The following is an 11,920-nucleotide window of genomic DNA, read 5'->3' as shown; positions in this document are numbered from 1 at the left end:
GTCACCGCCACCACCAGCGGCGTGGACCGCATCTACCAGCAGATGCTCAAGTGGAACGCCCAGTGGCGCCTCAATGTGGACATCGCCAACGTCACCGCTGCCCTGGCTGCGGTGAACCTGGCCGGGCCGCTGTCGCGCCAGGTGCTGGAGAAGCTCTGCGAGGACGTCGACCTGTCCGCCGAAGGCTTCCCCTACCTCGCCGTGCGCACCGGCACCGTGGCCGGTATTCCGGCGCGGCTGATGCGAGTCGGCTTCGTCGGTGAACTGGGATACGAAATCCACGTCCCCGCCCGTCACGGCGGCAAGCTGTGGGACGCGCTGATGGCCGCCGGCACCGAGTTCGGCATTCGTCCCTTCGGCGTCGAGACCCAGCGCCTCCTGCGCCTGGAAAAGGGCCACGTGATCATCAGTCAGGACACCGACGGCATGACCCATCCGGGCGAGATCGACATGGAATGGGCCATCGGCCGCAAGAAGGCCTTCTTCGTCGGCAAGCGCTCCATCGAGATCCTTGAAGCGCAACCGCTGAAGCGCAAGCTGGTGGGCTTCAGCCTGCCGAAGGGCAGCCCGCAGCCGCTGGAGGGCCACCTGGTACTCAAGGGGTCGGACATCAGCGGCAACGTCACCTCCTGCGAGTTCTCCGCCACCCTCGGCCATATCATCGGCCTGGCCTACGCCAGTGCCGACCAGGCCGAACCAGGCTCGCGGATCCCGATCCGCGTCGAAGGCGGCCAACTGGTCCAGGCCACCGTGGTGCGACTGCCCTTCTACGACCCCGACAACCTGCGCCAGGAGCTCTGAGCCATGACCAGCCTCAACCCCATCGAGCGCTGCGCGCTCATCGACCTCACCAACCTGCCACGGGTGGGCTTTCGCGGAGCGGACAGCGCCGCCTGGCTCACTGGGCGCGGCTACCAGCTGCCGGAGCCGCCCAACCGGGCGTTGGCCCAGGCGGACGGCTCACTGGTGGCACGCCTGTCGCAGACCGAGTACCTGCTGCTCGGAAGCCTGGCGGACCGGGGCGAACGCATCGCCGCCGAGGAAGCCGGCTGGCAGCTGGGCGAGCTGGGCAATTACCTGCTGCCCCGCCAGGACAGCCATGCGTGGCTGCAGCTCTCTGGACGCCATGTGGCGGAGGTGATGGCCAAGGTCTGCGGGGTCGACCTGCGGTCCGAGGCCTTTCCCGTGGGTGCCGTAGCGCAGACTTCAGCGGCACGGATCAACGTCATCGTGATCAACGCCGCAACGGGCGAACTACCGCGCTTCCACATTCTCTGCGACCGGGCATCTCTCGATTACTTCCACGGCGCCATGCTGGATGCCATGGATGAGTTCGGCGGGCAGCCGGTAGGACTGGAAGCGCAGTTGGACTGATCCGTTGGGCTTCCTGCGCTCAACCCAACTTACAGGGCCTTGTAGGTTGGCGCTGAGCACACCGAAGCCCAACACAACGACCTCCCAGGAGGCCCCCAAATGACCGCCATCGAAACCCCGGATCGGGAAGCGGATTACCGCGTGCCCGCCCTGCAGCGCGGGCTGACTAGCCCTGTAAAGACAAGGAGGTTCCACGTGATACCCAAACTACTCGTGACCGTGGGGATCATCTTCTACGCCGTCGTTGTGCCCATGCTGGAGATCAATGAAACCCATGTCTTCAATCCGGCCTGGGAGCCCCACGCCCGGCTCCATGAGGTGTGGCAGCTATTTACCAATACAGCGCTAGGCGCTTTCAGCTTCTGGCTGGTGTGGTTCAAGGGCGACCTTCGTCTTGCCAGCCTCTTGACCGTGTTCGTCACTGGCGGCTTCCTGATGAGCTACTGGCTGCGTACCACATACGGTGGTTCGATGGTCCTCACGGACGGCTCGGAGAAGATGATATTCGGCATCAACCTGGGCCTCTTCGCATACACCCTAGCCATACTTCTGGCCGGTATTGCCATGGCGATAGTGCATCGAGGCAGACGTCCAGAGACTCCCCTATAGATGGCAGTCCTACCAATCGCGTCGCTGGTACAAACCCTCATTGCAGGTTAGGCACATGTCACTAGTCAGGTTGCGGCAGTTGGCATGCTGCACCAGCTCGTAAGTTCGGTGATGGTGCCCATCTTCTCGCTGCGCACGGCCAGCCGCTCCAACCTTTGCACTCCAAGAATGCCATGAGCTGGACCGGGACGAACCCCAGGGTAAGCGTCGTGCTGACACTGAGAGTGGCTATGAGGCGAGAAGTCGACAATCTGCTACTCCTTGCAAATGACAAGGGAGGTATCCGAGGCCGCCGCGATCACGTTAGCCAAGCACCCGCCCCGATTCGACGAAGGCCGATCAGGCATGATCAGCCTTCGTCGGTGAAGACGGGGCGCAATGCCACCGCACTCGTCACTCAGGAAGCGAGTGCAGCATCGGCCGTCACCTGTCGGGCGTCAGCGGCCGTATCGCGGCGCACCTTGAACCATGCGGCGTACAGCGCCGGAACGAAGAAGATCGTCAGCAGCGTCGCCACGGTAAGGCCGCCCATAATCGCAATTGCCATCGGCCCCCAGAACACGCTACGCGTCAGCGGGATCATTGCGAGCACAGTGGCCAGCGCCGTCAGCATCACCGGACGGGCCCGGTGAATGGCGGCATCCAGCACCGCATTCCACGGGTCGCGGCCTTCGGCGATCTCGATCTGCACCTGGTCGATCAGGATCACCGAATTGCGCATGATCATGCCGCCGAGGGCGATAATGCCCAGAATCGCGACGAAGCCCAGCGGCGACTGGAACATCAGTAGCGCGGGCACCACGCCGATCAGGCCCAGCGGCGCAGTCAGCACCACCATCCACATGCGTGAGAAGTCCTGCAGTTGGAGCATCAGCAGCAGCAGGATGGTGACCAGCATCAGCGGGGCCACCGCCAGCAGCGCCTTGTTGGCCTTGTCGCTTTCCTCCACCGCGCCACCCACGTCGATGCGGTAACCCGAGGGCAGTTTCGCCTCGATGTCCTTCAGCATCGGCTGGATCTCCTGCGTCACCGACACACCCTGCTCGCCATCCTTCACGTCAGCGCGCACGGTGATCGCCATGTCGCGGTTGCGGCGCCACAGCACTGGCTCTTCCAGCTCGTAGCTCACCTGTGCCACTTGCGACAACGACACTACGGTGCCTTGGCGCGTGTAGAGGTTGATATCCTTGAGTGTGTCGAGGTTCAGGCGCTGCTCCGGTACGGCACGGGCCACGATGTCGATCAGGTCCTCACGTTCGCGCAGCTGCGACAGGGTCGCGCCGTTCATCACGGTCTGGGTCACCAGCGACACGTCGGCCGGTGTGAGGCCCAGCGCGTTCGCCTTGTCCTGGTCCAACTGCACCTTCAGCGTTCGCACCGGGTCATTCCAGTCGAGCTGGACGTCGCGCACTTTCGGGCTGGACGCGACCACGTGCTCTACCTCGCGGGCGATCTGGCGCACCACTTGGGTGTCGGCGCCGACGACGCGGAACTGTACCGGGTAGCCAACGGGCGGCCCCAGCTCAAGCCGGGTCACGCGTAACCACGCCTGCGGAAACTGTTGGTCGGCCACCGTCATCAGCCGCGCGCGCACTCGCTCGCGTGCGTCCAGGTCCTTGGTCATCACGACGAACTGGGCATAGCCCGGATTCGGCAGCTCGGGGTTGAGCGAGAGATAGAAGCGCGGTGCTCCGGCGCCGGTGTAGGCGGTGAAGAATCGCACGTCCTCGTCCTTCGCCAGGATCTCTTCCATGCGCTTAACCTGCTCGGTCGTCGCGGCGAACGAGGCACCTTCCTTGACGCGCAGGTCGATGACCAACTCAGGACGTGAACTGTTGGGGAAGAATTGCTGCGGCACCAGCTTCATGCAGGCCAGAGCGAGCGCCAGCGCACCAAATGTCGCGCCGATGACCACCCAGCGGCGTTCGATAGCGGCGTCGATCAGGCCGCGTAGGCTGCGGTAGAACTTCGTGTCGTAAAGGTCGCCACCATGCTGGTGCTTGCCCAGGTCGTTGGGCAGCATCTTGACCGCGAGATACGGCGTGAAAATGCCGGAGCAGATCCACGAGAACAGCACCGCGGCACCGACGATCCAGAAGATGCCGCCCGCGTATTCGCCGGTGGTGGACTGCGAGAGACCGATAGGCAGGAAGCCCACGACGGTGATCAGCGCGCCGGTCAGGCGCGGCATGGCGGTGGCCGAGTAGGAGAAGGCCGCCGCCCTGACGCGGTCCCAGCCAGTCTCCATCTTCGCCACCATCATCTCGATCGCGATGATGGCGTCATCCACCAGCAGGCCCAATGCGATGATCAGCGAGCCGAGCGAGATGCGTTCGAGGTTCCAGCCCATCGCCAGCATCACCAGCGCCACGCCGCCCAGTACCAGGGGCACCGTAGTCGCGACCACGAGGCCGGCGCGCCAGCCCAAGCTGGCCAGGCTCACCGCGATCACAATGATCAGCGCCTCGGCCAGCGCGCGCTCAAAGTCCAGGATCGCGCCCTTTACCGTGGTGGGCTGGTCGGCCACGAGCTCCAGCTCCACACCGTATGGAAGTTCCGACTGGATTTTGGCCACTGCCGTCTCCATCGCCTTGCCGAGGTCCACGATGTTGCCGTCGTTGGTCATCGTGATGCCAAGCATCAGCACCGGCTGGCCGTTGTGGCGCACCGTGTAGGTCGGTGGATCCTCGACGCCACGCGTGACGGTCGCAATGTCGCCGAGTTTGATCAGCCGGCCGCCTGCGGAGAGGGGCAGGTTGCGAATGGCATCTTCGCTGGCAAACTGGCCGCTCACGCGCACCATGAGGCGGTCGCCGCGAGTGTCGATCTGGCCCGCGGGAAGCATGGCGTTCTGACTCTTGAGGCTCTCGGCAATGGTCAGCGGCGTGATGCCCAGCGCGGCCAGCCGCTCGTGCGAGAACTCGACATAGACGCGCTCGGCCTGCTTGCCGACGACATCGATCTTCTTGACCATCGGCACCTTCAGCATGCGGCGCTTGATGTCCTCGGCTGCGTCGGACAGGTCAGCCTGGTCAATGCCGTCGCCCTTAATGGCGTACATCAGGCCGTACACGTCGCCGTACTCGTCGTTGACGATCGGGCCGATCACGCCTTCGGGCAGCTCGAGGCTCAGGTCGTTGAGCTTCTTGCGCGCCTGGTACCAGGCCTCGCGCTGGTCGGCCTTGGAGGTGCCACCGCGCACGGTGAGCGTCATGCCCGCATAGCCCTGCCGCGCGTAGGTGACCACCTTCTCGAAGTTGTCGATCTGCTCGAACTTCTTTTCCATGCGGTTCAGGACCTGGTCCTGCAACTGCTGGGCGGTGGCGCCGGGCCAGATGACGATGGCGGTCATCGAGGGCACGGAGAAGCTCGGGTCCTCGAGCTGACCGAGCCTGGTGAAGCTGAATGCGCCGGCCACCGCGACGAGGATGAGCATGAACAGAACGACGGCGCGGTGGCGCAACGCCCAATCGGTGAGGTTGAAGTTGTTCATCGGGCGGCCTGCTGCATGGTGTTCGTTTCCGCGCCCCCGACGTCGGGTAACGCAACCTTCAGCCCGGGCGCCATTTTCTGCACCCCGGCGGTAACGACCAGTGCTCGGGGGGGAGGCCCGGAGACGAGCACCTCGTCATTGCGGTACCCCAAAACCACCACAGGTTCCAGACTGACAGTGCCCACTGGCTTCAAGTCCTCGGGCTTGACCACCCACAGCGCCGGCTGGCCGCGGCTTTGGGTCAGCGCTGTGGCCGGCACCACTGCTATCGGAATACCCGCCACCTCGCGCTCGGCAACCAAGGTGGCGGTGGCACCCAGCGGCAGCGACCGCCCACTCTCAGGTTTCAATCGCGCACGGAAGGTGCGCGTTTGCGCTGCCGCCTGCGGCGACAGCTCGCGCAGCGCAACATCAAAGGTCTCGTTCGGTGCGCTGGCCAGCCAGGCCTTGAAACGTGCCTCCTTGAAGGCAGCAAGGTGATCCTCGGGCACATCGACGACGATCTCGGGCTCGCCCGGATTCGCGATCGAGACAACCGGTTGGCCCTCCGCCACGACCTGCCCCACCTCGAAGCGCACAGACGTGACGACGCCGCTGCGCGAGGCGCGCAGCACGGTGTACTTGAACCGGTTGCGCGCGAGCTCGAGCTTTCGCGCCTCGGCCTCGGCGGTCGCATGCGCGGTCTGAGCACTTGTGTGTGCACGCTCGTCGTCGGCCGCACTGACCGAGCCGTCTGCCTTCAGTGCGGTCAGGCGCTGGCGGTCCGACTCGGCTTGGCGCGCCAGCTCGACGGCAGCCGCCCACTGCTGCCGCGACGCTTCCTCGGCGAGGCGGTAGTCGCTGTCATCCAGTACAGCCAGCAAGTCGCCTTCGCGTACGAACTGACCTACATCGACCTTGCGCTGGGCTACTTTGCCGCCCACGCGGAAGGCCTGGTCGACTTCATGTCGCGACTGCACGGTGCCCACGTAGCGATTGGTTTCACGGACATTGTCATAGCTGATTTCAACGGTGCGTACCGGTCGTGGCGCCTGCACTGTCGGCTGGTCCGGGCTACACGCGGAAAGCATGGCGGCTACGGCCAGGGCGCCGGCCGCAGTAAGGGAGTTCTTCAAGGCGGTTCCTCTTTGGAGACGACAGGTTCTTAGGAAAGTGGCGGACGGTCGGCACCGGTGGCTGCGGTGGGGTTGGCGGGTTGTTCGAACACCTGCCAGCCTCCACCCAGCGACTTGTAGAGCTGCACGCTGTCGAGTAGCAAACGGGTGGTGCTGTCGTTAGCGCTCAGGCGCACCGCCAGGCGCGCACGTTGCGCGTCCAGAAGTGGCAGCAGGTCGATCTGCCCCCGGTCGTAGAGCGACTGCGCGCGGCTCAGCGCAGCCTCCGCGGACTCTGTGGCCGCCTGCAACGACTTGGCGCGGTGGCGCTCTTGCGCCACGGTGACGAGGGCGTTCTCCACGTCCTCGAGCGCGCGCACAATGCCGTCCTCAGCACGCAGCAGCGCCTCACGCTGACCGCTCTCGGCGACCTCGTTGATCGCCCGCGTACGCCCGGCGTTGAAGATCGGCATCGTGAGCAGGCCGGCCACGTTAGTGAAGCGGGCGGCGCCGAGGTCCAGACCGTTCAGCGCCAGGCTCTGGCGCCCGAAGGAAGCACCGAGGAACAGCCGTGGGAACCACTCGGCCGCGGCCTGCTTGCGGCGCGCATTGGCCGCATCGAGCTGCGCCATCAGCGCCAATACATCAGGCCGGCGCTGCAGCAGCTCGGCGGGCTGTCCCGCCCGGGCCTCGGGCACCAGTACATCGCCACGCGAGGGCTGGATGCTCGCGGCGTTAAATGCCTGGTCGCCGATCAGCACCGCGATGCGATGCCGCGCCACAGCCGCCAGCGTCTCCAGCGGGGGGATCTGCGCGCGCGCCGATGCGGCATCGGTCTGTGCGCGCTCAATGTCGAAGGAGGTTGCAAGCCCTACACGGTGGCGCGCCGTAACCAGCCGTAGCGTCTCATCCTGCGCCGCCGCGATCGCGCGCAACGTCTCGACCTGGCGCAGCGCGCCGACCAGCGTGAAGTAATTGCTGGCGACATCGCTCATCACCAACAGGCGCACACCGCGCACGCCGTGTTCCGCGGCCAGCGCCTCGGCTTCAGCTGCAGCCGCGCCAGCGCGCAGGCGACCGCTCAGATCAAGCTCCCACGAGACGTCCAGGCCCGCGCCGACGGTCTCGGTGTCTGGAAAGCCCTTCTTCTTGGCGGTGTCGTAGCCGGTACTTCGGTCAGAGCCAAAGGCGGACAGTCCGACACTCGGGAATAGCCCGGAGCGACTGATCGTCTCGCCGGCGCGTGCGGCGCGCACGCGCTCGGCGGCAATCTTGACATCACGGTTCTCGTGCATGGCGCGGCGCACCAGATCCGTCAACACCGGGTCGTTGAAAGCCTCCCACCATGCAGCTTCGGGCTCCATCTCGGAGGCGGTGCTCGCGGCGAACTCGGCCGGCATGTCCACCGACGGCTTGGCGACCTCGGTGGAACAACCGGTCAAAACCAAGGCGATAGACACGGCGAGCGCCGCACCCGCGACGACGCCGACCAAGCGTTCGGCATGTTGCAGGGGCGCCTGCCCGGCGTGGCGGGTCAACGGATGGGGGGTTGGAAGTCGCGGCATCAGATTGGACTCGTACAAATTCGAGGTTGCATCAGCGTAGGACCCGGCGCGCGCAAAGTTGTCAGCGAAGCGTCGCAGTTCGGTCGCCATTTCGAGCGCTCATTCATGTTGGAGGCGTCACTCGCTGGCAGCGTCCGCTGCTTGCTCGCTGGCCGCCGACGCGAGGTCGGACGCAATCGACGCCAGCAACTCTTCGGCGGACGAAAACTCGCGTTGACGCCCGGTGACCAGGTTTTCGAGACGGCCCACGAGGGCCCCCGGCGCAGCATCGCTACGCAGCTTCACTACGTACGAACGTCGGCTCGGGTACTTGGATTCAGGGTTCAGGATCATCACAGACCAGGGGATCAAGGAAGTTCGACGACAGCGTAGGCCGCCCCCCGGACAGAGTTGTAAGCGAAAGGTCAGACTTCGGTCTGGACAGCGCCCTCCCCCGCTGAAACCGTGCCCCGTCGACGTCGCAGCGGCACCTGCCCTCACCACCCCGCAGAAAAGGTCTGGCGCATGAACTTCAAGCTCATCCCAGGGACGGGCTCTCGCTACCGTGCCCACTGCGGAGAGACGGCGGTCAGAGGAACGCTGGTGGGTGCGATGTCAGTGCGCCAGGCAATGAAGAGCGCGCTCTTGTCGCTTCAACCCGGCTTTGCAGCCTGCAGCAGCGAGCGCGCGCGCTTCACCAGTTCAGTTCCGTCAGCTTCGGGCAACTGCTCAACCAGCGCCGCCAGGGCCTGGCGTTCCTCGGCCGCGGCGTCGTGCTGCCCGCACAGCTCGACCAGCGCGAGCAGCTCCAGCCAAGGTGCTTCCTGGCCGCGCGCCTCCTCAACCGCCCGCCGCACTGCGGCGCTGCCGGCGTCAGGCCGGCCCTGCATCCGCGCGATTGCTGCCTCCAGCAACAACAGCTGTGGCAGGTACACGCGCTCGCCCAGTTCCTCCCCCACCCGGAGCGCTTCCTGCAGCTCGGCTTGCGCCGCGTCGCCATCACCCGCCAGCAGCAGCGCCTCGGCGGCATAGCCGAGCACCTCGCTGGCACCGGAGCGCATGCCGAGCCTGGTGTGTTCTTCGTAGGCCTCGCGGATGCGGCGGTGACCGTCGCGCGGCGCGCCGCAGCGCGCGTCCGCCCAGCCACGCCACCAACGACAGGCCGTGCGACCTAACGCGAGCGAATACTCATCGACCAGCGCTTGCATCTCGTCGGCCAGCGCTGCCACGCGCACGTGGTTGCCCATCCGCACCTCGATCAACACCTCCTGCCAGGCGGCGACCAGCCAGGTCATAGGCTGGCGCAGCACCTGCGCTCGGGTCCGCGCCCGCTGCATGTGGGCTCGCCCCTGCTCAACCAGGCCGGAACGCACCAGCTCAATGGCCAGCATGCCGTGTAGCATGACCTGAGGATCGGCCGCAAAGATCTCGTTCGTCCCGATGTCCAGCGGCTCGGCGATCGCGAGGGCGCGCTCTAGCCAACTGCGTGTTGCCTGCGTGCGCCCCTGGAGATGGTGTACCTCGCCATGCACGATGCACGCGGCCAGCATGAGCGCTGGATCGTTCGCCTCGGACGAGAGGGCTTCGGCACGTTCCGCCACTGCCAGCGCCAGCGCATAGTCGCCACGCAGACTCAGCAGATAGCCGAATCCGTGCAGCAGGCGACCGCGCATCGGATGCTCGGGTGCATCCGCCAGCAGCGTGTACGCGCGTTCGAACGCGTTCCTGGCTTCGCTGCCGACGCCGAGCGTGTGGAAAGCCGATACGCCCTGCAGCGTGGCCAAGGTAATTTCAAGCGCATCGCGCTCTGTCCCTTCTGGCGCCTGCTGCAGCAGGACTAACGCGCGCTCAGTGAGACCGATGCACGAGGCCGGGCTGAAGTGCAGCAGCGCAGCTTCCGCGGCCTCGGCGTAGTAGCGCAGCGCGATCATCGGCTGCCGAGCCCGGTCGAAATGCATCGCCAGCTCCGAGGCAGCAACTGGAACGCCCGCCGTGCTCTCGCGCTCGAGGGCAACGCCAACCTGGCGATGGAGGTGGGTGCGCAATGAGCGCGGCGTGCGGTCGTACAGCACCTGGCGGAAGAGCGCATGCCGGAACGAGTAGGGTAACTCTGCCGTATCTTCACCTTCGGCGACCCGCGACCGCGTGAGCCACACCTGCTCGCGCACTTGCTCCTCACAGGCGTGGGCCACCGAAGCGAGGTCGCGCTCGAGGGCCAGCGAAACTGTCTCAACCCGGAAGTCGACGCCGCATACCGCTGCTGCCGAGAGCAGCGCACGCTGCTCCTGCCCGAGCTTGGCGATGTAGTGATCGATGATGGCCGCGAGGTTCTCGGGGACCGCCACACCCGCCAACCGCGCTTCGATGGTGGCATCGTCGTCCGTTCGGTCCATCACTTCACTGATGACCGACGAGACGAACAGCGGTACACCGTCGGTGCGCTCGTGCAGGGCTCGCACGAAGGTTTCTTCGCGCGCCAGCGACGCCGAACGCAGCGCGACATAGTCGGCGACCTCGATCTCCGAGAACGGATCGAGCACCACTTCCTCGCACAACCGGTGCAGGCGCAGTTCGTGGCGCAATGAGCTGAGCGGGTGATCGAGCGCTACCACCTCGGCAAGACGAAAGCTCGACAGCCACATGAGGCGCGTGCGACCACGTCGCCGCGCGACGTAGTCGATGAGCTGGACAGTCGCCCGATCGCTCCAGTGCAGGTCTTCGGTTACCAGCAACAGCGGCCGCTGCTCCGTGTAGCGGTCAAGCAGTTCGCCCATTTCCCGCAGCATGCGATCCGGACCGACGCCGGCAAGCTCGCGCCGCAACGCGTCTCGCTCCTCCGCGGTGCTCAGCCATGGCAGTTGCAGCAACCAGGTCGGCGCCACGGCTCGCAGCAGCGCCGGCAGGGTTGGGTCGCTGCGGCACAGATCAGCCAGCGCCTCCAGCACCGGCAGGTACGGCTCGCCGGTGCCGTAGTGCTCCACGCAATGACCGCGTGCGCAGGCGACTCCGCCAAGGCTGGCGACGAAATGCTCGATCAACGTGGTCTTGCCAATCCCGGGTTCGCCGGCGAGCCAGACCACTGCGCGCTGGCCGCCGTACGCCCGCTCCCACGCTCGTTGCAACCTTGAGACCTCGTCGGCGCGACCGATGAAGGACGGCAACGAGTGCGTTCCGGCCGTCGGCACCGTCGCTGATGCAGGCGGCATCGAGGGGACAGGGGACGGCACGGCGATAAAGCGATAGCCGCGCCGCGACACAGTCTCGATGAAGCGTGGCCGCTTGGGTTCGTCACCAAGCGCTGTGCGGAGATCGCTGATGGCGGTCTTCAGCGCCGATTCGCTGACAAACCGATGGCCCCACACCGCATCAAGCAAGGCATCTTTGGTCAACAGAGATCCCGGTTGGCGTGCAAGTTCGCACAGCAGTGTGAAGGGAGTAGGCGCAAGCGCCACGGCCTTTCCGCTGCGCGACAACGAGGCGTTTTCCTCGTCGAGCTCGAATTCGCCGAAGCGGATCTGTACTGGTTTCGGATGGGGCTGCGGACGCGCCACGCTTGATTCCTGAAGACTAAACAAACACACAGTTGTGCGTCGGGGGCCTGGAAAGTGGCCCGTTACTCAGATGACAACGCCGATCGGCCAAGAAGCCAAGCTTCACCGGTCGGAATTCGGTGAATCCACCATCCGCTGGCCATCCCCGGACCGCTCAACCAGCCGCCGCGCCCCGAAGAACACACACTCCTATCAATTCCAAGCACCCCAAGAGCAAGTCGCGACCGGCTAGACCGGTAGATGGAAAGCCAAGTG

The 11,920-nt window shown here is 65.5% G+C and carries 8 protein-coding genes; 3 read left to right on the top strand and 5 right to left on the bottom strand.

What is annotated here, in order from left to right:
- The 3 genes from E8F12_RS27685 to E8F12_RS27675 all read left to right on the top strand — a co-directional run.
- Window positions 1-801 (top strand): aminomethyltransferase family protein (locus tag E8F12_RS27685; RefSeq protein WP_280328419.1); only part of this gene is annotated, 801 nt, incomplete at its 5' end.
- Between the two features lie 3 nt (window positions 802-804).
- Complete coding sequence (locus E8F12_RS27680; protein ID WP_280328418.1) at window positions 805-1,374, top strand: sarcosine oxidase subunit gamma family protein; 570 nt, start codon at window positions 805-807, stop codon at window positions 1,372-1,374.
- A 99-nt stretch (window positions 1,375-1,473) separates the two neighbouring features.
- Window positions 1,474-1,983, top strand: coding sequence for a hypothetical protein (locus E8F12_RS27675; protein ID WP_280328417.1), 510 nt, complete (start codon window positions 1,474-1,476; stop codon window positions 1,981-1,983).
- A gap of 397 nt (window positions 1,984-2,380) precedes the next feature.
- Here E8F12_RS27675 and E8F12_RS27670 read toward each other — a convergent pair whose 3' ends face one another.
- From E8F12_RS27670 to E8F12_RS27650, 5 genes are all read right to left on the bottom strand, one after another.
- Window positions 2,381-5,476, bottom strand: coding sequence for an efflux RND transporter permease subunit (locus tag E8F12_RS27670; protein WP_280328416.1), 3,096 nt, complete (start codon window positions 5,474-5,476; stop codon window positions 2,381-2,383).
- Window positions 5,473-6,591, bottom strand: a complete 1,119-nt coding sequence (locus E8F12_RS27665; protein ID WP_280328415.1) for an efflux RND transporter periplasmic adaptor subunit — start codon at window positions 6,589-6,591, stop codon at window positions 5,473-5,475. Before E8F12_RS27665 ends, E8F12_RS27670 begins: the two co-directional genes overlap by 4 nt.
- A gap of 29 nt (window positions 6,592-6,620) precedes the next feature.
- Window positions 6,621-8,135 (bottom strand): TolC family protein, encoded by a 1,515-nt coding sequence (locus tag E8F12_RS27660; protein ID WP_280328422.1) that lies wholly within the window; start codon window positions 8,133-8,135, stop codon window positions 6,621-6,623.
- 117 nt (window positions 8,136-8,252) lie between these two features.
- Window positions 8,253-8,468, bottom strand: a complete 216-nt coding sequence (locus tag E8F12_RS27655) for a hypothetical protein (protein WP_280328414.1) — start codon at window positions 8,466-8,468, stop codon at window positions 8,253-8,255.
- A 299-nt stretch (window positions 8,469-8,767) separates the two neighbouring features.
- Window positions 8,768-11,665: an AAA family ATPase gene (locus E8F12_RS27650; protein ID WP_280328413.1), complete on the bottom strand. Its 2,898-nt coding sequence runs from the start codon at window positions 11,663-11,665 to the stop codon at window positions 8,768-8,770.
- Between the last annotated feature and the right edge of the window lie 255 nt (window positions 11,666-11,920).

Origin of the sequence: Pseudomonas sp. BN102, from assembly GCF_029871245.1 — a bacterium.
Taxonomy (GTDB): Bacteria; Pseudomonadota; Gammaproteobacteria; order Pseudomonadales; family Pseudomonadaceae; genus Metapseudomonas.
Note: the sequence above shows the minus strand (reverse complement) of the source record. Positions and strands in the feature narration are given on the sequence as shown.